This is a genomic window from Methanobacterium alcaliphilum (assembly GCF_023227715.1).
Classification (GTDB): Archaea; Methanobacteriota; Methanobacteria; order Methanobacteriales; family Methanobacteriaceae; genus Methanobacterium_E; species Methanobacterium_E alcaliphilum.
On record NZ_JALKIF010000009.1, the window covers coordinates 38,381 to 62,821 of the forward strand.

At 33.3% G+C, this 24,441-nt stretch carries 14 protein-coding genes; 3 read left to right on the plus strand and 11 right to left on the minus strand.

Annotated features, from left to right (window positions below; translation table 11 throughout):
- Positions 1-29: 29 nt before the first annotated feature.
- The gene (locus MXE27_RS07710; protein WP_248611840.1) at positions 30-3,608 is read left to right on the plus strand and encodes a right-handed parallel beta-helix repeat-containing protein; all 3,579 of its coding nucleotides are present in this window, start codon (positions 30-32) and stop codon (positions 3,606-3,608) included.
- Between the two features lie 263 nt (positions 3,609-3,871).
- On the opposite strand, the gene MXE27_RS07715 is transcribed toward MXE27_RS07710, so the two are convergent.
- The 11 genes from MXE27_RS07715 to MXE27_RS07765 form a co-directional block, all read right to left on the minus strand.
- On the minus strand, positions 3,872-4,963 hold the full coding sequence (locus tag MXE27_RS07715) for a tetratricopeptide repeat protein (protein WP_248611841.1): 1,092 nt from the start codon (positions 4,961-4,963) through the stop codon (positions 3,872-3,874).
- A gap of 60 nt (positions 4,964-5,023) precedes the next feature.
- Positions 5,024-5,329, minus strand: a complete 306-nt coding sequence (locus tag MXE27_RS07720) for a tetratricopeptide repeat protein (RefSeq protein ID WP_248611842.1) — start codon at positions 5,327-5,329, stop codon at positions 5,024-5,026.
- Positions 5,330-5,475: 146 nt separating this feature from the next.
- On the minus strand, positions 5,476-6,138 hold the full coding sequence (locus tag MXE27_RS07725) for a hypothetical protein (RefSeq protein ID WP_248611843.1): 663 nt from the start codon (positions 6,136-6,138) through the stop codon (positions 5,476-5,478).
- Between the two features lie 345 nt (positions 6,139-6,483).
- On the minus strand, positions 6,484-6,738 hold the full coding sequence (locus MXE27_RS07730; protein WP_248611844.1) for a hypothetical protein: 255 nt from the start codon (positions 6,736-6,738) through the stop codon (positions 6,484-6,486).
- A 63-nt stretch (positions 6,739-6,801) separates the two neighbouring features.
- Entirely contained in the window at positions 6,802-7,497 is a 696-nt protein-coding gene (locus MXE27_RS07735) for a hypothetical protein (RefSeq protein WP_248611845.1), read from the minus strand.
- 894 nt (positions 7,498-8,391) lie between these two features.
- On the minus strand, positions 8,392-9,666 hold the full coding sequence (locus MXE27_RS07740; protein WP_248611846.1) for a DDE-type integrase/transposase/recombinase: 1,275 nt from the start codon (positions 9,664-9,666) through the stop codon (positions 8,392-8,394).
- 53 nt (positions 9,667-9,719) lie between these two features.
- Positions 9,720-10,127: a hypothetical protein gene (locus tag MXE27_RS07745; protein WP_248611847.1), complete on the minus strand. Its 408-nt coding sequence runs from the start codon at positions 10,125-10,127 to the stop codon at positions 9,720-9,722.
- Between the two features lie 25 nt (positions 10,128-10,152).
- Positions 10,153-10,479, minus strand: coding sequence for a hypothetical protein (locus MXE27_RS07750; RefSeq protein WP_248611848.1), 327 nt, complete (start codon positions 10,477-10,479; stop codon positions 10,153-10,155).
- 71 nt (positions 10,480-10,550) lie between these two features.
- Positions 10,551-10,994 carry a hypothetical protein gene (locus tag MXE27_RS07755; protein WP_248611849.1) on the minus strand — a complete coding sequence of 148 codons (444 nt, stop codon included), beginning with the start codon at positions 10,992-10,994 and terminating at the stop codon, positions 10,551-10,553.
- A 50-nt stretch (positions 10,995-11,044) separates the two neighbouring features.
- Entirely contained in the window at positions 11,045-11,428 is a 384-nt protein-coding gene (locus MXE27_RS07760; RefSeq protein WP_248611850.1) for a hypothetical protein, read from the minus strand.
- Between the two features lie 56 nt (positions 11,429-11,484).
- A complete protein-coding gene (locus MXE27_RS07765; RefSeq protein WP_248611851.1) occupies positions 11,485-15,963 on the minus strand; it encodes a right-handed parallel beta-helix repeat-containing protein in 4,479 nt (1,492 codons plus the stop codon).
- A 212-nt stretch (positions 15,964-16,175) separates the two neighbouring features.
- Here MXE27_RS07765 and MXE27_RS07770 point away from each other — a divergent pair, with 212 nt between their 5' ends.
- Positions 16,176-19,397 (plus strand): right-handed parallel beta-helix repeat-containing protein, encoded by a 3,222-nt coding sequence (locus MXE27_RS07770; protein ID WP_248611852.1) that lies wholly within the window; start codon positions 16,176-16,178, stop codon positions 19,395-19,397.
- 325 nt (positions 19,398-19,722) lie between these two features.
- The gene (locus MXE27_RS07775; RefSeq protein WP_248611853.1) at positions 19,723-24,384 is read left to right on the plus strand and encodes a cobaltochelatase subunit CobN; all 4,662 of its coding nucleotides are present in this window, start codon (positions 19,723-19,725) and stop codon (positions 24,382-24,384) included.
- The last annotated feature ends 57 nt before the right edge of the window (positions 24,385-24,441 follow it).

Genomic DNA, 24,441 nt, shown 5'->3' on the forward strand with positions numbered 1-24,441 from the left:
TTTATTTATTTTAAAATGGAGTGTGAAATATGAATAAATTATTAAAAATCAGCCTCCTTTTAACTGCATTTATTATCTGCACCTTGCCGGGTATGGTTTCTGCGGCCAGTGTACATAACATCACCAACGACACTTATTCGAATTACTTCAATGATTCTGGTGATATAAATAACTCAGCAGTTAATGACGGGGACGTGCTGGATTTATCGGGCACTATTACCAATAAAAATATGAATATAAAGAAACCTTTGAATGTTACAAGTTCTAATAAAAATGCAACACTCATAAACTGCACCATCAAGATTTTTAGTGCGGGGTCTGGTTCCAATATAACCAATTTAACTATAAACAATAGTAATGAAAACGGACACGGGATATTCCTCTATGAAAGTGAGAACAATACTATTCAGGGTAATGATATCCATGTGCATGGTGTATCCGCATTCGCTCTTCCTGTGGTAAGATCCAACTACAACCGAATCCTTGAAAATGAAGTTAGAACTACGGCAACCACAGCGAATAGGACTCATTCTACTCTTGTTTTAGGGGAATCAAATTACAATGAAATCTCCCGCAATCATGTGGAATCCGATGGGGCTAATTGTATTTACCTTTCAATTCATAGTTCTGGTGAATTTGAGGGAGGACTTTCATATTACAATAACATAACTGACAACACTGTCAAAGGGACAAGTGTTTCATGGTGTTATGCAGTAGCAATAATGGGCTCTTACAACAACATCCACAATAACACAGTAACTAATGGATATATTGCAATTTCGGTAACTAACCCCTACAATAATGTCACTGGGAACAATTTAAGTGCAACCAACACGGTATTATCTGTCACAGGTAACAGCACAGTAATATCAGACAACACCATTCACGTAAATTCATCAATAACTGCTATATCTGTGAGTGGTCCGGGTTGTGTAATATCTAATAACAACATCACCACCGAAAATGGTTACGGACTCCAGTTAACTGCTTCCAACACTCAGATAACCGGAAACAACTTCACCAGCAATGCCATGGAACCAATATATATTAATGGGGGAATAAGTGGGTGTGAAATAGCATATAACACCATAAACACCAATACCACAGGAATACTCTTAAAAAAACAGTCTGCTTCAAAATACCCATTTAACAATATTATAACCAACAACATCATAAACACTGCATCAAACTACACCGTAGATGCATATGAATCAGTAAATACCACTTTTGCTTCAAATACTTTAACTGCACTCAGTGGCCTTTTATCTGGAAATGACACTATAAAATTCGCACCAGGTGAAGGAGGAAACGGAACCAATACTACACCACCTAAAACAATAGACTTAACCGATGCCAATTTCAGTGATTACTTTGACTTAAATGGTGAGATTAAAACCGATCAAATCAATCCAGGAGATACATTAAAGCTCACAGGCAGTTTCTATAATAGAACCATGAAAATCAACGTCCCGGTGAATATAACTGGGTACGGTGCCTTATTATACAACACCACCATTACCATATTAAATGGAGGATCAAAAACAAACATAACTAATTTGAGCATCATAAACGATAATCAGAAGGGTATAATAATACACAGCTCTTATAACAACCTTATTCAAAACAATACCATTGTTGTAAACCAGGAATATGAAAGCTATGCCGTTTACCTCTATGATTCATCAAACAATAAGATAATTGAAAATGATTTAACCACAACTGGAGATTACGTCACATACGGTATTTTCTTATATGAATCATATAATAATGTGATTAAATTCAATAAGGTCAATACCACGGGAACCAGTGTTCAACTACCATATTTATCATCTATTATGCTGAACTCAGATATCGGTGAAGTTGAAGAGATATTCCCAACCTACGGTATACTTTTAATCTATTCCTCTTCTAATCAAGTAGAAGAAAATGAGGTATACTTACAATCTGGATTCACTACACCAATAATTCCATCTCTTAACTGTAAAAACAGTATGGTAGGTATCGATATCTACTACGACAGCCACAACAATTCAGTAAACAAAAATAACATCACAGTAACAGGTAACAACCCATTTTCCTATGGATTCGGTGTATTAGGTGGTGTGTGGGGAACATCCACCACGGCAGAAAACAACACATTCTCCTACAATAATGTCAATGTCACAGGGTCTTACTTTGCAACAGGGTTCATTGCAGGTCTATACAGTATCAACACCACTTTGTTTGATAATAATATCACTGCAACGGCCGGTAATTACTCATATGGGGTTACTCTTGAATCATCAAACAAAAGCATAATCCTCCGCAATAAAATAACTACTTCGGCTATCATTAACTATGCTTTAGAACTCTATAAGTCAGACAATAACAATATTAGTGAAAATATCATCCAATCATGGGGTAATTATGTCTATGGATTAGCTGCTTACCACTCCTTAAATAATGTGATAAGTAAAAACAAGATTACAACCCAATCCCATGGCTACCCTACTGTTGAAATAGGACCCCACAATGATGCCATCCCTATGGGAAATGCAGGGATATTTTTAATGGCCAACTGCCAGAACAATACCCTTTTCTTAAACACCATAAACACCACAGCCCTATATGCAGTAAACTCTTCTTCATCTAACAACACGATAGTTGAGAACAATTCACTGCTGTCAGACAATGGAACTAAAATAGGAGACTTAGCGGTTTTAGGAAGTTCAACTGATACTGTGGCCTACAACTTCTTGCATTTCTTGAATGTGACTGTGGATGAAGTTTCAACTACACCTGAAAGTACGGTGAATTTAATTGCTAGATTATACAGTGAAACAGGAAACCTCTCCAATGTCAATGTGACATTTTATATAGGTAACATCTGTGCTGGCACTGCCCAGGTGATAAATGGAGTGGCTAATTTAAGCTATAAAATACCATCAAATCTTTTAATTACAGATTACACCTTACAAGCCGATGCCAGTGGTGAGTATTTCCAGAACAATACCGGCGAAAACACTATCTATTTAAATAAAAATAATTTGAATGTGTCTTTACCGTCTATTACTGCAACTCAGGCAACTACAATAATTTTAAAGGCGTATGTTTCTTCACCAGGAAATGTTTCCAATGTTGAGGTGAAATTTTATGTTGATGGTAAATTAGTTGGAAGCGCCAAACCAGTCAGTGGTGTGGCCTCATGTACTTACGCTATACCCTCAACCATGAGTTTGGGAAGTCACAGCATCAGGGTTGTGGCCAGTGGAACCAGCTTTATCTTATCTTCAAAGACTAGTACTATTAATGTGAAGGCTAAAGTAGTACCTAAAAAAGCAGACCTCTATATAAGTAAAGTTAAAAGATCTGGCAATAAGTACTATGTTACCATTAAAAATAAAGGCAATACTGCCTCTGGAACATGTTACTTGAAATTATGGTACAGTTCTAAAAAGTACAAAGTGGTTAAGGTATCTGGTATTGGAACTGGTAAATACAGGACAGTAAAAGTCAATTTCTACAAGTATTCCACCCACAAGAAGAAGTACAAATACGCTAAAATCAATTACAACCGGAAAATCATTGAATCCAACTACAGCAATAACCAGGTGAAGTTTAAAAAATAAAATAAAATTCTTTTTTTTCTTTTTTTAGTAAATATAGTGCAATAATCTATAAAATTATATTTTTAAGTTTTAGTTTTCAGTGCAATTTACTAATGTATATTGTAGTTCTACTTTGAGCCATATTTCATTAGATTCTGCAATGGCCATTAAATATGTCAAAAATAGATAAGAATAACCTAATCAAGCTCTAAAATTATCTAAAATCTCATTAAAATATACTAATCCCTATTTATTAATTAAGAAAAAAATACTGCTTAAGAAAATTATTCCATTTTTGCCAATAATCTTTTTTTTGCTTTTTGAACATTTAAATTAGTTGGATCTAGTTCTAAAGATTTATCCAAGCATTCCATGGCTTTTACGTTTTTATTGATTAATTGAAATGTAAGACCTTTGATATAGAATACTTTTGGATTTTGAGGTTCAATTTTTGAAGCGTTCTCTAAACACTCCAAACCTTTTTCATAATCTTCAATACTTACCCATGCAATGCCTTTATTAAACCAGGCATTAAAATAATTTTGATCTAATTTTAAAGCCATTTCATAAGATTTTATTTCTTCATTAAAATTTTTTAAATTTCTAAAAACAAGGCCTCGATTAAACCAAGTTATAATTGAATCTGAATTAATTTCTAAAGCAGTATTAAAACACTTTAAAGCTTTTTCACAGTCACCTATTCTCAAATAAAGATTTCCTTTATTATTCCATGCATCAGAATTTTCAGGATTAATTTCTAAAACTTTATCATAACAATTTAAAGCTTCATCTGTTTTTTGAAGTTTTCTCAAAACCGAACCCTTGTTTATTAAAGCTGCAATGTTTTCGGGATCCATTTTTAGAGATTTTTCTAAACATTTTAATTGTTCAGGATATTTTTTTAGATTCCCAAGTATATCACTTTTATTAATTAGGGCTTCAACGTTTTCTTTATCCCATTTTAAAACCATATCGTAAGCTTCAATTGATTCATCATATTTTCCTATTATTTGGAGAGTTAAACCTTTATTATACCAAGCTTTAACATTTTTTGAGTCTATCTTTAACACATTATCAAAACAATCTAAAGCATCAGAATAATTTTTTAATTCGAGGTGAGCTTGGCCCATATTTAAAAAAGCTTTCGCATTGTTGTCATTAAACTCTAAAGCCTTTTTAAAATATTCTATGGAATCATTAAATTCCCTATTTTCCAAATAAATATATCCCTTTAAATTCCAAACTGCATCAAGACTTGAATCAATTTCAATGATATGATCACAAATGTCTAAAGCTTCAGAATATTTCCCATCATTAAACAGACCATATGCTTGCTTATATAAAGATTCTTCATGAAACCTATCAAATAAACCCATGAAAAAATATACTATTTTAACTACTATTTAATACTTTATATAAAAATACTATTAAAAGAACTATTCCATTTTAGATAATATTTCTTCTTTAAGTTTTTTTGTTGTTTCATTATCAGGATCTATTTTTAAAGCGTTTTCATAAAGTTTCAAAGCATCGTCAAACATTTTTAACTCGTTATATGTATTTCCTTTATTGATATAAAATCCTGCATAAGTTGGTTCCAGTTTTAATGCCATATCATAACAAAATAAAGCATCTTTAAATAATTTACGATCAAAAAACGCATTGCCTTTTTCATTCCAAGCACCAGATAATTTTGGATTTTCATAAGCTATCACCAATAAACTCTTACAACAGGGTTCCAATATGTCCACCATCATACGTTACTGCTTTACACCAATCAAGTGTGCCATCCTGATTTCTAGGTATTTCTATGAAGTAAACATGATTATCACTCTTATTAATTTTCATTATTATCCATCACCTGTGAATTTCATGATTTTACAACCCATTAAGTTGGATATGTTATTAGTATGATTATTAGTATGATAGTGATGATATTTATGTAGTATAATCCTTTTTTTGTTCTGGTATCTGAGGGGAGTATTTTATTGAATTTATCTGGAAAAAGAATCACAGTTTGGGCTAATAAACCAAAGATAATTTTACTTAATCCAATATTCAGAGGAATGTTTGGGAAATTAAGCATTGAAAATCCCCAAATTGTAGATGCACCACCAATGGCAAAAGAAAATAAAAAATAATACATTGGATTATAGCCAGGACCACCACTCACCCTATTTGAACCAATATAAACTGGATTTTTAGCCGAAGGAACACTAGAATCATTAAAAGTATCCTTCCGGATAATAATTACTAAAAGTGGATATAATGTGATAAATAGAATTCCAATATATACTGGTAAATTATGATAATGAATTATAAAAGGATAAAATAGAACTATTAATACAATAAATACATACATTAACAAAATCCAGGGTAAACCTTCATAAGTATAACAACCCATAGCTTTGCAATTATTTTTCTTTATTTTAAAATTCAAGAAATTCTCAAGTTTTCTAACTAAAATATCCTCAACAAATAAAAAAATAGTGCCCATTATCAAACCCAAAAAAACAAACCCCATAACTGTAAAATCATGCGATGAACTCATCAGTTAATCCTCCTAAAAAAATTAAAAATTGATAACCTTTTTAAAATGGTTTATAATCCCACGAACCAACTTCATCTAAATGTGTTCCATGTTATATAGTTTGCATTATCATTTCCTATCCAGAACCTACAACAACTAAAAATCTGAATTTTACCTTCACAATTTGTTATCCATATAATTTACCATCATAATTTGCTGTTTTACTCTAATCAAGAGTGCTGTCTGATTTTTAGGTATTTTTTGTGAAGTAAATATATTAATCACTCTTATTAAGTTTTTGTTTGAAATTCATATCGATGATTCTGGATTGTTATCATTTAATGATAAAATGTATTGAATAGAAGTTCATGGACCCTTTAAAAGTCTAATTAGGGCTGTGATTAGCATCATAGCACCTAATACTTCAATTGCTTCCTCATGTCCTTTAGCCCCTGCTTTTTCCCTTCCAAAAATTAAAATACCCAGGTTTACTACAAAAACAATGTCAATTATTTCAGGGTTAGGACTACTAAGGTACAATAATTCCAAGGCAAAAATTAAGAATGTAACTAAATAAAGTATTTGGATTTTAGTCTCAGTTTCTTTTAATTTTTCTAACATTTTTAGCCCCGTTTTCTATTTGAAAAATGTAAAAAATTGGATAATACGAATAAGTTATTTTTTTTATGGTATAGGACATTGATAAAATCCTCCATAACCTCCCCACCAGTAACCTTCAGTAAGTTTTTTTAGTTGTTTTGAATTCACTTTTTTAGGGCTATTTGTAGAATAATAATAAACTGAATTATCCCAATCAAGAGTGAAATCATCTTTGTATGGAACTTCTACCTGCACCGTAGGTTCATTCCATATAGGTGTGCCTGAACTGTCAAGATGACAAAGAGTATATGTTTTAGATCTCCACATTGGATTATGATGAGCCCACTGCCAATATTCCATAGGTATATAATGATTCCTGACACTATACCATAACTCACCTGCAGAAATAATAATTCCGACATATCCCAAAAAACGTGGAATTACTTTACCTGCAGGTGAGGCTGCAAATTTTATAGCATATCCTAAAATTGCTGCATTGAGACTATCCCACATAAGATTATACTTTTTAGTGTCTAAATATCCCACTATGTTATCAACCATTGCATGCGCCCAATCCTCAAATGCAGAGGTGCTATTAAAAATAGCGTTAAATAAATCATTAGCCATTTCTGTTATGGAGTCATGGAAACAGTATGCGCCACAGAACCCATTCTCAGTATTAATATCTCGCATAATACCCGTTTCCGGAGCATAAAGCAGTATCAAATATGTTAAAAATGTTTCATAATCAGATATAATGTCTTCATTTGCATAATCCATACAAAAACCCCTATAATTTTATTCTACAAATTAACATTATGAAAGTACAAATAACTATGATTGCAGTAGTATATACGTATATTAAACTTGTATCAAAGAATAAAATACGAAAAAGACCGCAGATAGATATAAAAATACAAAGATATAACACTTTATTTGTTGTTTTTTTCATTTCTTCTTTGTCCATTAAATCAATCCTTTTTAACAATTTACCAATGCTTCCTTCATGGTATCTCGCAGTGGTTTCTCTTTCTTCTCCAATTTATTATTAATAAGCCTATTAACACTATGGATATAAAAAGTGGGAAAGTGTAGTAAACAATTATATTTGTATCTGGGGGAATTGATTTGAAAAAAACCACAATCCACATTGCCAACAAATTAATAATTAAAATATAACGAATACTAATTATTTGATAATAGTCCATAAACGCATACCAGCTAATAATTATACTAAATATAAATAAAAAAAAGGCCTCGACATATAATAGAAACCCGGGGTCTTTAAAAAAGGAACAAATAAATGATATAAAAGCTCCAATCCCAACTACCCACAAAAATATCCCAAAAAACTTTTTATTTAACTCCATAAAAAAACACCATTAACTATTCAATTTTTTGCACTAAATATTTCAAACAAAACACAAAAATCTACTTCAAACATTTCTTCCTAATTAAAAAGAGAATTAAAACACCAACAAACGCGATTAAAGCAAAACATAGTTTAACAAAATTCTGATCAAATAAAAAACTCAATAAAAGAAGAATGAAACAAAAAACACAAAGATATAATATTTCATTTACCCATTTTTTCAATTCATTTTCATTCAAATTACACACACCTATTTCCTACTATTCTAATATTTATAAAAAAATCATTTTTATCATATTTTATTACAGAATTAATAATATTTCATAATATATATTTTTTCCCATTTTACGGGGTTGTAAAGTTATTGGGGGGTTGGTGTGTTTTCCGTGTTTTTGTGTCCAGTTTTGCTTTTTGAGTTGTATATGGTTGGTTATTCCGTGTGTTGATTTGAATATTTTTTTTATTGATTTGGGTAGTGTTTGACGATAGTAGTTTTCAATAGAATTGTTTGTTTTGGGGATGTTTGGGTCTCGCATGAATTGTGTGAGTCTTTGGAAGTCAGGGATGATTTTTTTATTGATTATTTTTTGTAAAACATGGGGGATGTTATTAAAATTGTCTAATAATTTTTCTAATCGTTTTATTGCGATTTTTTCATCATTTGTGTTGAATATTTCTCTGATTTCTTTGAAATATTTGTCTAATAATTTTTTATTATGTTTTGAGATCTTTTTAGATTTCTGGGGGCCGTATATTTTGTTGTTTATCATTTTGTATAGGTGGAAGAGACATAATTGGTGTTTTGCACCCATTTGGTCGATTATAGTTTTATATTCTCTTAAATGATCTGTGGTTATGCTTATTAATCTTTTGTTTTTTGTTGATTCTATTAGAAATTGTTTTATGGTCTTGTATTCTTTATCTGAGGTGATTCGTTCATTTACGGGTAAATTTAATTTATGGTCGAATAGTGTTAAACGGTAATGCCATATGCCTTTGATTTTAATATATTGTTCATCGTAACAGTAATATCCAGAATAATCGGTTATTATGTTGTTGAGTGTGTTTTTAGTGGGTTGTTGTAGCCAGTTTTGTATGGTTTGATGTGATGGTGACGCTCCAAAGAAGTTGTAGAAGTCTGATGAAGAATTACGCAATGAACGATAACCAGTTTTTATTAAAACATCTAATTTGTCTCTGAAATTGTTTGAATATTTGTTGTGTGGTTTTATAATTGATTCTATGGTTGTGGTGAACTTTTTACCACATTTTTTGCATTGGTATCTTCGTAAATAAAGCTTTAAAGGTTGTGGATCATCAATAATCACTTGCCTCTCGCGAAATTCCTGTTTAATTACTTTTTTAGAATCACAATTTGGGCAAGTAGGATTCACATATTCAAAATGGTTATTATCAAGCAGTTCTAAGTTTTTATTTACGTTTCGGGGATTTTTAGTGTTTGTAAATCTGGTTTTTAGAATTTTTTGAAATTCAATTTTTTCAAAACCAAAATCGGAAAGTTTAAGTTGAATAGAATCAATACAATTACTGAGGGTGGATGTAATTTGATTTCGCATGATAATATATCTACCCTCACTTAATACTTATATTTAACGGCTTAAATTCAGATTTATGGGTCAGGAACTCCATAATAATTTTTTTTCAAAAAATTTTTCGCAAAGTCCCAACACCCAACAACTTTACAGCCACGATTTTGAAACCATTTCTCAAGTATAAAACCCGAATCAACTAAACCCATTACGATTAAGCCCCCTACAGCAATTATTAGGATAATCATCACGTCTGGAGCTGTTCCTTTAAATAAAATCCATATTGAACATAAAATTATAAATAAAAACATTTCTATTATTGATATTTTTGCAGAATACTTTTTATCCACAGATTCCAAAATGATAGTGAAAAAAGAAGCTATCATTATCACAAATGCAGGAAAAAATGGTCCTTGAGGACCCCAACAAAACATTAAAGAAAGAATAAATAAAAAAATCCAAATTTTGCGACGCGAAATATTTGTCATAGTTATCACTTAATATCAATTATTCTTAAAACCACTTTTCAGGAATATAACCTGAAAATCTTAAAATCCATAATATAATAAAAAATATGGATAAAATTAAAGCAAAAATCACATCTAAAGCTATCTGACCAATTGCAATCCATAATAAAGCACTTATTAACACTAAAAAAAGAAATAATAGTGTTAATTTATCCCTATGCTCTTTTCGAACCAGATTTTCAATTATAATCATTATTGAAAATATTATTAAAATTAACAGGCAAAATGGTAAACTACCCAAAATAAAAATGCCTATTAAAAAAAATATTAATAAGAAAATACCTTCATTAAAACTCCAATTCTTAACTTTCATTATCATCCCTCACCTATGAATTTCATAACGTTTTAAATTTTTTCTATAAATTACTAAAATAAGTTATTTTATTAAAAAGGCTTATAATCAATAGATCCAACTTCATCCAAATGTGCAGAATACTCATTTAAACCAGTCCAAAGCGAATCAAGAGCAAAACCGAAAGTTATGAATCCCTCAAAAGTGAAAACTTTATTCCATGAATAATAAATTCCAGCAGCACCTCCAACAATAAGATAACCATATCTGATACGATTATAAACTACTTCCCACCCTTTCCACTGATAAGAACTGCGAATATTATAAAATGGACCCATAAACCAGTTTACACCTTGACTGAAATTATTTATAATTTTCTTTGCCCATTCCCTGAAATCGGATGTGCTATTATAAACATTATTAAAGAAATTATAAACTGATTCAGTTATGGGGTCATGGAAACAGTATGCACCACAGAACCCATTCTCGGTATTAATATCTCGCATAATACCCGTTTCCGGATCATAAAGCAGCATCAAATCGTCACTACCCCTATCAGTTCTAGCACTCTAAATTATAATAAAATTTAAGATTCATTAATGGAATCCGAACTCTTATTAAATCTTTTTTCTAATTTTTTCATTTTTATATGGGCCATATAAATTAATGCAGCCAAGGCCAGCACGTTTCCAATAAATAAAATAATGAATTTATCAATATTATGTATTAATCCCCAAAGTAAAATAAAAGAAGCCAGTATGAACATGGTGCAGAGTATTATAAAAACTATTATCCAATACATTGTTCTGTTAGCATATTCTTTGTAATTAAATATAGCTATTACCGTTAATAACAACCCTGCACTTAAATTAAGGACTGCTATTCCTATGTTAGTTTGAATATTTGCAGCACCCACAAATAAAAAAAATAGTAAAAAAGCATAATCTCCTTTTGCCATAACTTCTTCCATTATAATCTCTCCCATCTTAATTTACAATTAAAACCTTATGAAACACTGATAATGTTTCATTCAAACAAAGTATGACGTCTAACAAGCACTATACGCCCATTGACTGTTATTTCTAACCAGGGAGTATCCCAAAATTTATTTGAAGGGAGGGATTGATCAAAAACAAAATCATACCCTTGGCTTATTACTTCAATCACAACAGTACCTATTACTATTTCAGTTGAACCAGTAAACAGCCCGAATACAAATCCTGCTGCAGTACCATATGTTTTTGCCAGATACCAATATTTTTTCCCATTGAAATTAACATCAATCATACCCCAATTAAAATTCACCATAGTATCCATTAACCAATTTCTAAAATCAGAAGCATTATTCGAAATTGCATTAAATAAATCATTAGCCATTTCTGTTATGGAGTTATGAAAACAGTATGCACCACAGAACCCATTCTCGGTATTAATATCTCGCATAATACCCGTTTCCGGATCATAAAGCAGTATCAAATCGTCACGACCCACTAGTTTCATGAAAATGTAACCGTCTTGTGTGAATACTTCCATATCTGTTCCTGTAAGGAATGTATAGAACATGTCTCTTGTCACGGACCCCATAATATCCAAGCTTGCATTGCCATACTGGGAGTTGAAATCCAGGTTTCGCATAATCCCGTATTCAATGGTGGAAATTTGAGAAGAACATGCTGAGTTAAAGAGTATTATATTCTTCAACGATCCGATAACTGTCATGCCCATACTGTGGTCACATTCTAGGGTTAAGTAAGTTTGATTTGCATCATCGCCCAGAGAAACTACTACTGGATGTGTTCTACTCCATGTAACATTAAACTCAGTTGCGGCGGTATCTGCTAGAGTGTCATGACAGTAAATCAACATTAAAGCCGTGAAAAAGGTTCCATAAGCTGCTTTCATTGAACCTGCAGGATATAATAGAGTTCCATTATTGTATGTTGCATTTTTTTGACTTGCCCAATACTGGGCAATCTCATCCGTAACCCGTGTGGTGGCGATGGCGAAACTTTTAACACCTTCATATCCCGCAGTCCCTAAACTTCCATCCATATAGAATATCTGACTGGACCGGTTAACAACATTGCCCGTGAAGTTTAAATTTATTGTACTATTACTTTGAGGATCAGTAACCGTCATCGTCGGTGATTTTACTCCAGGATAGGTTAATTTAACTGTTAGATTGTCAATGAACTCTAATCGGTGATTCTGGACAAAAACTAATTCTATGTTAGTTAAATTGTACAATGATTTTAAATCATTCCAAAAACTTACGGGTATTGTAATTGTATTCATACCCTCCTGCAGTATGTAATTATTTGCATAAATAATGGCCCTGAAAACATCACTACGATAACTGTTCTTCCAGGTATTATAAGCGGGATTAACATATCCTACTCTTTTTACTATAGTTCCATTAACTATTATCTGTAATTCACCATAAAACAGATAAGTATTCTTCCATAATACACTGAGCCAAGAGACTGAATTATTCAAAGGCAAATTATAACTTAAAGTTATGGGTTGGAGTGTGGAACTGTTTAAAGCCGTGCTTGTAATATTCAGTGTTGCTACACCTGGAGCAATAACTATCTGTTTGGAAACAGTCTGACTATCAAGAGATGCATTAACTGTAACTGTTCGAGACCCTGTGGTGCCCAGATTCAAAATGGCAGCTGCCTGTCCATTAAAAGTAAGTGCTTGGTTGCTAATTGTTCCGTAATTTGTGCCGAAAGTAATAGGTAGTCCTTTTATAACATGTCCTTGAGATGAAGTATCCTCTCCCAGATTATTATGAGTTAAATCAGCGATTATACTGGCTTTTCCACCGGAATTAATGGTTGAAGTATTGTCAATACTCAGCACGAGCCATGGATTGTAATCCACATATCCACTGAAGATAATTTCCCCTAAATTCACAGGATTAGTATTTGACCCCCACCAATTGTTTGTCGCATTTACCGTTCCATCCTCACTAATAAGCTCATAATAAGTGTTTGAAGCGATTCTGTTAAAATTAATGTCAGCCGATGAAGAATTAGTATATATTCCATATGTGCCTTGAGTTATTAAATTCCCATAAACTGTGCAATTTTCACTATATTCAACCCATAGCCCCAATATATTTCCGGGGATGAGGTTATTTTGAATTAGGGTGTTGTTTGAATTTGAAATAAAAATTCCATGACCCTCATTATCCATTATCAGGTTAGTGTAGATGATATTATTGTTTGAATCAAGGAGTTCTATGCCGCAGTATCCATTGTAAGTGATTGTATTCCCATTAATTACATAATTATCCGCATTGAAAGTTCCTAATCCAACCTCTTGATTAAGAGTTATATTATTGTTGATAATAGTATTGTTCTCAGTTTTGATAGTATTAGTAAGGATTCCAAAGTAATTACTGGTTATTGTGTTGTTATTGATAGTGCAGTTTGAACTTCCATCCAAACATAACCCATAACTATTAACAGCCCCAGATATAACAAAACCTTGAATCAGAGATCCGTTACCGCTTTGAATAATGGTGAAAACAGGGCGTGAAGTGTTCGCCGCTTGAACTGTCACATCACCATCAGAAATTAAACTAACCTTCTTATTAACCACCACATTCTCCACATAAGTACCATTTGCAACCTCAATAACATGCCCATCTAAAGTCAAAGGATCAAGTATAGCAATTTGAATAAGATCATAACCAATTCCCGTATTTAAGTTACCAATTGGTGAAAATATATAATATTCTGTGACAATTGAACCCATATTACCCAAGTTATCTATGGCAATAAACTTCAAAGTAGTGGTGTTAGTGATGTTTAATGGTCCTGTGAAAAGTATACTGGAATTAGTTGGGTTAGATCCATCTAATGTGTAATAGATCAGTGGATTTGTATCTAAGTTGTCACTAGCTGTTAAATTCACAGGTACGGATTGATTATATAAACCAGTACCCTTATTTGTCCAAACATATGGGGCCGTACCATCAATCACATAGGATACATTATTAGTAGGTGAGTTATGTCCCTGTGAATCCCTACTATAATATAATATATTCCACATATCCTCATAAAGGTTCCAGGTCACGTTTCCTGAGGAATTATACCAAGTTGTTCCATTATTGAAACTGTAAAATATTAAATCCGTATTATTCACTGTTTGTAAGGTTACATTTAAAGAAGGAACATTATATGAACCACTAGGATGGTTTATTATAATGTAATTACGACTTTGAACTGTTGCTTGATTACCTGATGAATCAAGGGCCAAAAATTTCACAACAGTACTATTACGAATTAATAATGGTGCATTATAAATCAGGCTATTATATATATTGGGAGTACTTCCATCTAGAGTGTAATAAATCACAGGATTAGTATCCAGGTTATCAGTGACATTTAAAGTTACATTTAAATAATGATTATAAAAACCAGTTTCATGACTTGCATTTACTACGGGGGCAACCAGGTCAGTAAGACTTTCATCATCCACAGATATAGTTATTTGTATTGCATCAGATCTATAAAAGGTCAAATTAGCTGTACCATTAACTGTATAACCCGTACTTATCTTATTGATGTAATATAATACATATACAGGTGTGCCATCAGGGATGTGCCAGTGATTATCATAAATGTATCCGGAATAGCAGTTATAATCGATTTCACCAGAATACGGAGTAAAATTAGTATTTATACTATAAATACCATTAGCATAACTAATATTTCTATTTAAAACAAGCCAGTTGTTATAAAGCCCCGGATTTCCTTTGTAAGCAATGTCAATATTTTCATTTCCCCAATCTATATTATCTAATTGTTGTATTTGGGGTTCATCATTGGACCCCCACCAATTTTCTGAGATATATATCATTGAGTATTCATTAAAAAGACCACACCGCCCATTCTGAGCAATCCTATTAAAGTGGGCATAATTTACTCCAGGAGATAAGAAATAAAAACCTGTTTTTATATTATTGATTACATTATTTCCGATAAAGCTGCATTCATCTGATTCCAGGGTATAAATCCCATAATTATTGTTTGTAATGTTGTTATTTGTTATAGTATTACCATAACCATAATGCAAAAAAATACCTTTATATGCTCCGGAAATACTATTTTGGGAAATTAGAGTGTCAGTTACATCATCCAGATATATGCCTATACTGGTGTTGAAATGATTTGACCCATGAATATTAAATCCGGAAATAACCGTTCCACTTGTTTGACTCAGATAAATTACAGGTTGGTTTACATTTGAAGCTTCTATGGTAACATTCCCTTCTGTTTTTAGATTCACCTTTTTATTAGTAATGATAATATTTTCATGATAAGTACTGGACAAACCATCATCTTTTACTGTTATTGTATCATTATCTGCAGCATTGTTAATAGTAGACTGAATACTCTCCCCGGGATGAACCTCCCAATCAGCAGCAGAAACAACACCATTTATAAAAAAATTATTTTTATCATATTTTATTACAGAAAAATAATAGTTCATAATATTTATTTTTTTCCATTTTACTTTAATAAAAATCAAGTAAAATTTAAAAATATGGGGCTGGTAATATTATTAATTAAAAGAATATTAACTTAAACAGGAAAATTAATGATTTTGTTATTATTTTTCTGGGTAAAGTTTATACTAAATCACTTATCATAATTAAATATTCAAGTACACTTGAATATAATTAAAGTAAAATGGAGTGAGATATGGTGAAAAAACTATTTAAACCCGGCTTCTTAGCAGCATTTTTCATATTTTTTTGTTTATTAGGGGCTGTTAACGGGGCCAACATACATAATGTAACAAATGAAAGTTATTCAAACTATTTCAATGATTCGGGAGACATAAATAATTCTGAAGTGGTGGAAGGGGACGTCCTGGATTTATCAGGGACATTCACCGATAAAAAAATGAATATAAATCGGCCATTGAATATTACCAGCACTACTAAAACAGCTCTACTGGTGAATACAACATTGATTATTTTGTCTACTGGATCAGGGAGTAATATCACTAATTTAACAATAAACAACAGTGAAGATAATACTAAAGGTATCTATCTCTTAAATACAGAAAACAACACCATTAAAGGTAACACGATACACTCCGATGGATGTCGAGGTTATTGTGTGGCCCTGGTAGGTTCAAAATACAATCAGATAATTGAAAACAACCTATCAGAGTCTGAAACAATCAATGGATGGACACATTCTCCTTTAATTCTGGGAGACTCCCACTATAACAATATTTCAAACAACAATATCACTTCCAATGTATCCAACTGTATATATCTCTGTACCTATAGTTTTGCAGATTACAGCAATGGAAACCCCTGCACATATAACAATATAACTGAAAACAACCTTTATGGAGTGGACACATCATGGTGTTATGCCATACAGGTTATGGGGCATCACAATGAAATAAAAGGGAACAATATCACCGGGGCATACCGTGGTGTATCATCCCAATCAGATTCAGAAGAGGGGAATAATATTATTGAAAATATTATTCGGGCCACAGATACGGGTATCTATGCAGGATACAATTGTAATATAAGTGGAAACACAATATATGGATTAAATTCAACTGTAAATGGGATACAATCTACTGGATCATACTCTACAATATACAATAATACGATTAGTGTGGGTTCTGCTTATGGAATCAACATTTTAGGCTCAAACAACAACATCACCGAAAACAGGATAAACACCGACACAAAAGAAGCAATCTATATTTATGGATTGTCCTATGGAAACTACATATCTGGAAATATTATTGGTTCTAATAGCACTGGAATACTCTTTCAGGGGCAGTCATCCAGTAAAAAACCTAGAAATAATGTGGTGGTTAACAATAATATAAATACCACTTCCGTGTTCTCTATTGATGCAGCCCAATCAGTAAATACTATTTTCCTATCCAATATCCTGGAGGCCAGTGGAAAAGTCGGTAACGAAAGCATTAATTTTAATACAGAACAAAACCCTACAGCTGCACCTCTTATCTTTGATTTAACTGACAGTAATTACAGCACCTACTTCAATGATGACGGAACATTAAAAGAGTCATACGTGGTTCCCGGAGACACTTTCCGTTTGTCCGGTGAATTTTATAACAAGAACATGATTTTGTCTGTTCCACTGAATATCATGGGACAAATAGGCTCAGTTATATATAATGGAACAATAACTCTTCTTGAAAGTGCATCGGGTTCTAATATATCAAATTTAACAATTAGAAATAATAATCAAAACGCAATAATATTAAACAAGAGCGAAAACAACACTATAAAAGCCAATGATATCTCTGTAAATCAGGAATTAGAAAGTTACGGTATATACTTAACAGAATCTGATAAAAACATTATAAGTGGAAATAAAATTTCTGCCACAGGTTCCAGTATCACCCATGGCCTTTTTTTAAAAGGATCCAATTATAATGAAATTTTATTAAATGAAATCAAAACCAATGGTACCGGCCCGGAAACTGGAGGATTCAGCTTAGAATTCCCTACACTAGGTATCTATTTGGAGGAGTCATCCTACAATAACATTATGGGAAATATAATTGATACCACATCTTCCAATAATCCAATTGCCGGAGTGAACTTCTATTACAACTGTAATCATAATCTCGTGGCAAATAATGAGATTATAAGTTCTGGGGGTGGCCATGCATATGGTCTAACTATTTATCAGTGTATTGAACCAGCAACTAATGAATCATTATCCGCCAACAACTATTTTACAGGTAACAATATTACCACTACAGGGGTTGGTTACAGTAATGGTGTGAATTTAGGATGGTACGCTTATAACACCACCCTTGCCGGTAACAATGTTATAACAACGGCTTTAAACTATGCCTATGGTCTGGTAATGATTGGAAGTGAAAATTCTTTAATAAGTGGGAATAATTTCACCACACAGTCTAATATTACTTACGGGGCTGCACTGGATCACGCCAGTTACAATCAGTTCATTCAAAACTATTTCTCAGGATATGGGAACTACAGTATTGGAATGGGATTATATAGTGCTTTAAATAATTCCATATTAAAAAATTACATTACAGCTGAGGGTAACTCAAATAATGCAATAGAAATCATTAACAGCCACAGTGACCCCATACCTGCAACTAACATTGGTATCTACGTAATTACAGGTTCTAAAAACAATCAGATTTTTGAAAACCACATAGCCACCAATGGAAGGTGGGCCGTTAACTCTACCAATGCTGAAAATACTACAGTAAAAGACAATTATCTGGTTTCTTCTGTAAAAAAAGGTAACTCTGCAGTAATATCATTAAATAACGATACTGTGCGAGGTAACTATCCACGAAATACTACGATTACGGTTTATTCCAGCAATATAACTTTAGGTGGTAGTGTTGATTTTAAGGCCAGGGTTGTTGATGAGGAGAACAATTCAGTTTCAGGTATGGTGGTCTCATTTTACCTGGACGGGAAATACATCGCCAAAGCCACAACCAATGCCTATGGAATTGCAGTATACCACTACACCATAGGTAAAAATGCTAAAATCGGTTCACATACATTAAAAGCAGTGAGTAATTCAAATACTAAGTACAATCCATGGACAACATCCAGAACGATCATTGTAAAAGGTGCTGATTTAAAGGTAACAAAAATCAAAATATCCGGCAATAATTATTATATCACTATTAAAAACAGTGGTAGTGCGGCATCAAAAGTTTCTTACCTTAAAGTATGGTACACTTCTAAAAAGTACAAGGTAGTAAAAGTCTCAGCAATTGGGAGTGGAAAGTACAAAACGGTGAAAGTCAAGTTTTTCAAATACAAAACCCACAAGAAGAAGTACAAATACGCTAAAATCAACTACAACAGGAAAGCTATTGAATCCAACTACAGCAATAACCAGGTGAAGTTTAAAAAGTAAAATTAAAATTTACTTTTTTTATAAAAACCTTTGAACCTTTAGAGACTAAAATTTTAACCTTCTTTTTTATTTTTATTTAGAGTTTAACACTTTTTTTTGAAATATTCTTATTAATCTAATCCTTTAAATTATTAAAATCAAGAACATTTGATATTTAATCAAGCTAATTGGATAAATATATATCACATTATGTATTTAGTAGTATGTGGTGTACAATTATGGCTATTTTTTAGTGATAATATGCACTTGACTAAGAATTAGATTTTTAATCTAATTTTTAAATGAATTTCGTGAAATTATTTTCAAAAGGGAGGTCGAGAATTTAATGAGAGAAAAAATAATATTTATCCTACTTATAATAATGGTCCTATGTTTATGTGGATCAGTATCTGCAGCAAACATTAATGGTACTGTTAAGGATGCATACAACAACTCAACTGGAGATTACGTTAGTGAGTACAACCAAAGCGTTCCGGTTTCCAATGCAACAGTATACCTTAGAAACCAGACTAATTACAACCAGATACTCTATACCATGAATACCACAACATCCGGTACATACACTTTTTCCAATGTGAAACAGGGAAAATACACCTTAGAAATAGCATATAAAACCTATAAAAAATATGCAGTAAACCTGACAGTGGTAGCAGATTCTATAACCGTCAACCATACTTTTGTCCCAGATATAGCCATAATCAGTTATTATGGTACATCAGGTAATGGCCAAGCTAATAAGATGAACATCTTAACTAATATGAGCAGCAGGGTCTATACAATTGACAGTTATAATTCCAACAGCAACCAGAATTACAGACACTGGATGTTAGATTATGCCAATTTCATTTTAATTGATATGTACACCCAGGACTGTGTGGTATCAGTAGATGATATAGCCAATAGCCCGGCCAATCAGAACCATATGGTTGCTTATGTTTTTGGAATATACAATACCAATTTCCTTAAAAATGTCATTAATTCCTGGAACTTCCTGGGCGGAAATTCAACTAATAACACTCCTAACAGTCTGGAAAATACATATATTGGTTCATACTGGCAGGCAGAGGCTGTGATTGATAATGACACAGTTAAATTAAACATGGCAAATATGTTGGACTATATCTATTTCTTACTTGGAGAAAGTAGTGTAAATCCAACAAAAACAGGAAAAACACCAGTATTAACCAGTCCCAGCTGGGGTATTTATCACCCTGACTATGGAATATTTGGAACAAGTCCCACCACAGAAGAAATAAACAACTGGATCATCTCCAATCCGGGTTATAACTCAGATGGTGTGGGAAGTTTAAACTGGATGACTACTGAATACAAATCATGGTCTGCCATTCATAACTCCCCCGGAGATATTTACAATGTATTTGAGGGATGGTACAACAGCACAAAAAGTAGTATCACTGGTTCATTTGTGGTAATTGCTAGTTACTACCCTGGAGGTGCTTTAGTAGATGCTATGATCAAAGCATATGAATCAACAGGACGAGCAGTTCTAAATATATTCCAGAAATCAACTACACCCTCAATGAGCCAACTCCTTTTAGGTTTAACCACAGGGGTCAATGGATCAGGACCATTATCTCGAGGTGTAGTAGCTGTAAACTCACTCTACAGTTGGTCCATGGATTATGCAAATATGGCAGATGGCGGTGCCATAGACGAATTTGCCCAAATGAATATCGAAATACTGCGGGCACTGAACTCTATAAGTGAATACAGTTACACTAGTGAATATGGACCTCAAGCAGAATGGACTTATTCTGTGACTTTTCCACAATTTGAAGGAGTATTTGGGGCTATCCCTGTATCTTATGTCGATGCTAATGGTAATGAAAAACCGATAGCAGAGGGAATTGCTAAGGTGGTTCAACTTACCAATGGTTGGGCTAATCTCAAAGAAAAACCCAATAAAGATAAAAAAATTGCAATTATTCTCTACAATTATCCCCCGGGTAAATCCGAGCTAGGTGCATCATATCTTGATATCTTCCAGAGCCTGCATGATCTTTTAGAACAATTATATGATGCAGGATATGATATTGGTATGGGAAAAAATGAAATTCCAACTACAACCCAACTTTATACTCTGGTTGCAGAATTCGGTAACAAAGGTTCCTGGGCACAGGGACTCTTAAACTCCTATGTGGGGAACAATTCAGCGAGTCTCATAGCCAACCAGCAGTTGATAAACCTCACTCAGTACATGAAATGGTTCAGGGAACTTCCCAGTACTCTTCAAAATGAGTTGGTTGCTAAGTGGGGAACAGGACTGGGAAATATAATGACCTATAATAATTCATACCTAGTAATCCCTGGATTAGTATGTGGGAATGTATTTATAACTGTCCAACCAAGCAGGGGATGGGAAGAAGTGAAAAACTACCACGATGCCACATTACCTCCTCATCAACAGTATTTGGCATTTTATAGATGGCTTGATGAAGTATTCCACGCGGATGCCATGATACACTTGGGAACCCATGGGACTTTAGAGTGGCTTCCGGGAAGATCTTTGGGGTTGCAAGCAGACGATTGGACATTCCAACTTTCAACCATACCCAATATCTACCCATATATTGTATCCAACCCTGGAGAGGGAATGGTAGCAAAAGACAGGTCATTTGCTTTAGTAATAAGTCACATGACTCCTGCCACAGTATCATCAGGCCTGTATGGCAATCTAACTATATTACAGAGTTATATTAACAACTATGAAACTGCAGTTAAGGTTAATTCCTCAGCTATAGCTGAAGAATATAAAATCAAAATTCAGGCTATGGTTAAGACATTAGGATTTTCTGAGTTAAAACAAGGACAATCGTTCGAAGACTGGTTAGATGATCTTCATAATAACCTGAATGAATTAGAAAATGATATAATTACGCTGGGGCTGCATAGTTTAGGTTACGTACTGCAGGGTGATGAATTGATTCAGGAAACTATTACTATTTCTTCATCCCGAACAGAAATCTTGGAGAACATCAAAAAATTACTCTACCCCTCAATTTCCATAGATTACTACACCATGCTTCACAACAGCAGTTATTTGGGTCAGGTTTCAGCCATTAAAAATAATCTTACTTACTACATAGGTGAACTAGTAAATGGAACATCAGTTGATGCATTGGCATTAAAAATAGGTATAACTAATTCCAGTGCTCTTTATAATAACCTGATATTTTGTGAAAATGTGATATCTGCCATTAGATCCAACTTGGAATGGACTTCTATAATGAATGCCTTAAGTGGTGGCTATGTGATACCTGGGCTATCAGCAGACCCTTCCTACTCGGATTCACTACCTACAGGAACCAGCATATATGCAGTAGATACCACTAAAATGCCAACTGAAGCTTCTTGGGAATCAGCAAAAAAGATAGTTGATAAAATATTGGTTGACTACTTCCAGGAGCACAATGGTGCATTCCCTGAAATAGTAGCCCTGGTTATGTGGGGAACTGAACTTCTCAGAACAGAAGGTATAGGTATTGCAGAATTCCTCTACCTTTTAGGTGTAAAACCTACATGGAGTATAACGGGTAATGGCGATGTAACTGGGATAACATTGATGGACTTATCTGAGTTAACCATAACTTTAGATAATGGTAAAATTATCCAGAGGCCACGTATTGATGTTTTCGCAACAGCTGTCACCAGCAATATTTACTGGTTGAGATTAATGAACAATGCAGTCTACCTGGTGAATAATACCAATGAAACTGGCAGACAAAACTATGTGAAAAAACATTACGCAGAACACTCTTCACTAGATAGAATATTTGGTCTGGAGGCTGGTGTTTTAGAAGGTACAGGTATATCCGATTTTCTCCCCAACACTGCCAAGTGGGAAAATAGTACATGCATTACTACAGAACTAGCGGAGATATATTTATCTCGCTTATCCAATGCCTGGACAATAGATAAAGATGGCAATATAATGGTATCTAAAAACAGAGCCACTTTAGAATATTTACTCGCCAGTACAAATTTAATAACTCAGAATATTGATAGTACATGGAGATTATTAGATTCTGATGATTACTATGACTGGTACGGTGGATTATTGTTAGCTTCACAGTATTTAGGGGCGAATCCAGATACAGCTATAATTGATATTCGTAACAAGAACGATATCATAAGCCGGACACTAACTGAAGAGCTGGAATTTGAAGTCAGATCAATGATTTTAAATCCCAAATACCAGGAAGCACTCTTAAAAACACCTAGTGGCTGGTTGGAATACGCTTCAAAATATGAGAACCTTTTTGCCTTTGCAGTTATAAATAAAGGCACCGATGGCAAGAGTGTAGTAAGTGATGCTATTTGGGATCTTCTGGCCAATAATCTCCTCAGTTCTCAGTTTACAGTGAATGCAGACTACAAATCTGTTTCATTCCAGAGTATGGCTGGATGGTTATTGACTGCGGCCCGTAAAGGAATGTGGAAAGCTGATTCTAAAATGATTACTGAATTGGCTAATAGATACATTCAGGCCACTGTAGAATATGGTGTAGCCTGTTGCCACCACACCTGTGCCAACCTGGCATTTAATAAGTGGGTGGTATCAGTCTCTTCAGCTTCATCAGCTATGAAAAAAGCATATTCTAACATACTTCAAGCTGCAACATTGGGAGAAGCTGTTTACTCAGAATCTGGTTCCTCAACGAACCCATCCCAGCCATCATCAAGTGATTCTGGATCAACTGATGGAAAATCTGGTTCAAGCAACTCCCAATCGGCATCATCCTCCATTGGTGAATCCGGTTCAACTACAAAAAGTCCAAGTTCTTCTAGTAGTGGTACTGGGGGTTCTAATGGAGAATCATCCAGTAAATCCAAATCATATGAAGTGACCTCTGGATTTTCAAAAAATACCAGCTCTGAAGTTTCAGCAGTATTCATTCTTGGAGTTCTGTTTTTGATTGGTCTGTTTGGAGTAGGATATTATAAAAAAGGGAGATTTGGAGGATAAACAACGCAAATCTTATCCTCTTATTTTTTTATTTTTTTCTTAGATTATACTCTAAAA

Excerpts from the sequence above, each read along its gene's own strand:
- MXE27_RS07710 (WP_248611840.1), top strand. The coding sequence starts at position 30 with ATGAATAAATTATTAAAAATCAGCCTCCTTTTAACTGCATTTATTATC.
- MXE27_RS07755 (WP_248611849.1), bottom strand. The coding sequence starts at position 10,994 with ATGCTGCTTTATGATCCGGAAACGGGTATTATGCGAGATATTAATACC.
- MXE27_RS07750 (WP_248611848.1), bottom strand. The coding sequence starts at position 10,479 with ATGAAAGTTAAGAATTGGAGTTTTAATGAAGGTATTTTCTTATTAATA.
- MXE27_RS07760 (WP_248611850.1), bottom strand. The coding sequence starts at position 11,428 with ATGGAAGAAGTTATGGCAAAAGGAGATTATGCTTTTTTACTATTTTTT.
- MXE27_RS07725 (WP_248611843.1), bottom strand. The coding sequence starts at position 6,138 with ATGAGTTCATCGCATGATTTTACAGTTATGGGGTTTGTTTTTTTGGGT.
- MXE27_RS07775 (WP_248611853.1), top strand. The coding sequence starts at position 19,723 with ATGAGAGAAAAAATAATATTTATCCTACTTATAATAATGGTCCTATGT.
- MXE27_RS07745 (WP_248611847.1), bottom strand. The coding sequence starts at position 10,127 with ATGACAAATATTTCGCGTCGCAAAATTTGGATTTTTTTATTTATTCTT.
- MXE27_RS07735 (WP_248611845.1), bottom strand. The coding sequence starts at position 7,497 with ATGGATTATGCAAATGAAGACATTATATCTGATTATGAAACATTTTTA.
- MXE27_RS07730 (WP_248611844.1), bottom strand. The coding sequence starts at position 6,738 with ATGTTAGAAAAATTAAAAGAAACTGAGACTAAAATCCAAATACTTTAT.
- MXE27_RS07740 (WP_248611846.1), bottom strand. The coding sequence starts at position 9,666 with ATGCGAAATCAAATTACATCCACCCTCAGTAATTGTATTGATTCTATT.
- MXE27_RS07770 (WP_248611852.1), top strand. The coding sequence starts at position 16,176 with ATGGTGAAAAAACTATTTAAACCCGGCTTCTTAGCAGCATTTTTCATA.
- MXE27_RS07715 (WP_248611841.1), bottom strand. The coding sequence starts at position 4,963 with ATGGGTTTATTTGATAGGTTTCATGAAGAATCTTTATATAAGCAAGCA.
- MXE27_RS07765 (WP_248611851.1), bottom strand. The coding sequence starts at position 15,963 with ATGAACTATTATTTTTCTGTAATAAAATATGATAAAAATAATTTTTTT.